1 protein-coding gene is annotated in these 1,622 nt (G+C 33.5%); it reads left to right on the forward strand.

The features are described from left to right. Positions 1–101 precede the first annotated feature (101 nt). Positions 102–1,319 (forward strand): IS256 family transposase, encoded by a 1,218-nt coding sequence (locus tag Ctaglu_RS24635; protein WP_125006701.1) that lies wholly within the window; start codon positions 102–104, stop codon positions 1,317–1,319. Positions 1,320–1,622 lie beyond the last annotated feature (303 nt).

The following is a 1,622-nucleotide window of genomic DNA, read 5'->3' on the forward strand; positions in this document are numbered from 1 at the left end:
AGAGCCTATAAATAATTTTGTGTAACTAGAATAAAAAGTACTCTTTCTTGGCAATAATTGAGATAAGCTAATTATCAAATATTGTAAGGAGGAGTATTTTTATGTCAGATATTTCTAAAGAGATTTTAAGGGATTATATCAATGAGCAAAAGTTTACAAGCCCAGATGAAGTTTTAACTGCTATGAAGGGTATGTTCAGAGACGTTCTTCAGGAGGCATTAGAAGCAGAGATGGATTTACAACTTGGATATAACAAGTATGCTATATCAGAAAAACAAACTATAAACAGCAGAAATGGTTACTCTAAAAAAACTGTGAAATCTGAACTTGGACCAGTAGAACTTAATATACCACGTGATAGAAATGGTGAATTTGAACCTAAAATTTTACCTAAATATCAAAGAAATATAACTGGTATTGAAGATAAGATAATGGCTTTGTATGCAGCTGGAATGACTACAAGAGACATATCAGAACAGGTAAAAAATTTGTATGATGTTGAGATATCTGCCGAAATGGTATCAAATATAACAAATAGGATTATTCCTGTAGTTAACGAGTGGCAAAATAGACCACTTGAGAAAACATATTCATTTGTATTTATGGATGCAATCCATTACAAAGTACGAGATGATAAGCATATTGTAATCAAAGCAGCTTATGTTGTATTAGGCGTAAATATGGACGGAGAAAAAGAGGTTCTTGGTATATGGGTAGGTGCAAATGAAAGCAGTAAGTTCTGGCTTTCAGTGCTTAATGACCTTAGAAATAGAGGCTTACAGAACGTTTTGTTGTTCTGCGTAGATGGATTAAATGGATTTAAGGAAGCGATAGGATCCGTATATCCCTTTGCAAAGATACAGCGTTGTATAATTCATCAATTGAGAGCAAGCATGAAATATATACCACATAAAGACAAAAAGGCTTTTGCCAAAGATCTAAAGGCTGTTTACAGTGCATTAAACGAGGATGTTGCGCTTGAAAATTTAATTTCTGCAAAGGAAAAGTGGGGGAATAAATATCCAAATGCAATAAAGAGTTGGGAAGATAATTGGGATAATCTTATAACTTTCTTTGTATTCCCAGATTATATTCGTAGAATTATATATACCACAAATGCTATAGAAAGCCTTAATAGTCAATTCAGAAAAGTAACTAAGACAAAGCTTATATTTCCGAGTGATGAGAGTCTTATGAAAATGCTGTATTTGGCTACTGAAAAAGTAAGCAAAAAATGGACTCGAGTATACGCCAATTGGGATCTTGTTATTAGCCAACTCAATATATTATTTAATGAAATCCTAAATTCAGGAGCGTAGCTTAGGGACTCTGTCCCCAAACCCCTGAGGTTTATCGCTTTAGTTCTAACAGGAACATGCAAAACGGGCCACCAAAAGGCTACCCGTTCCTGTATAGAAGATCAATAACCGCTCGGGTTGCTCCTCAGCATTGCCCTGTCCTGTTATTAAACATGTATATTATTGACTAAAAGTGGGAATAATATACTATATAAGGATGATGAATTAAAAGTATTCATCGACTTTAATTAACATTTTTTTACAAAAACTTAAAAATCAATTTTTTGCCTAAGAGAGAGAATACACAAAATTATTTACACGCCC

The organism is Clostridium tagluense (assembly GCF_003865095.1).
GTDB classification, from domain to species: domain Bacteria; phylum Bacillota; class Clostridia; order Clostridiales; family Clostridiaceae; genus Clostridium_AD; species Clostridium_AD tagluense.

Coding starts and splice junctions, on each gene's coding strand:
- Ctaglu_RS24635 (WP_125006701.1), top strand. CDS start 102: ATGTCAGATATTTCTAAAGAGATTTTAAGGGATTATATCAATGAGCAA.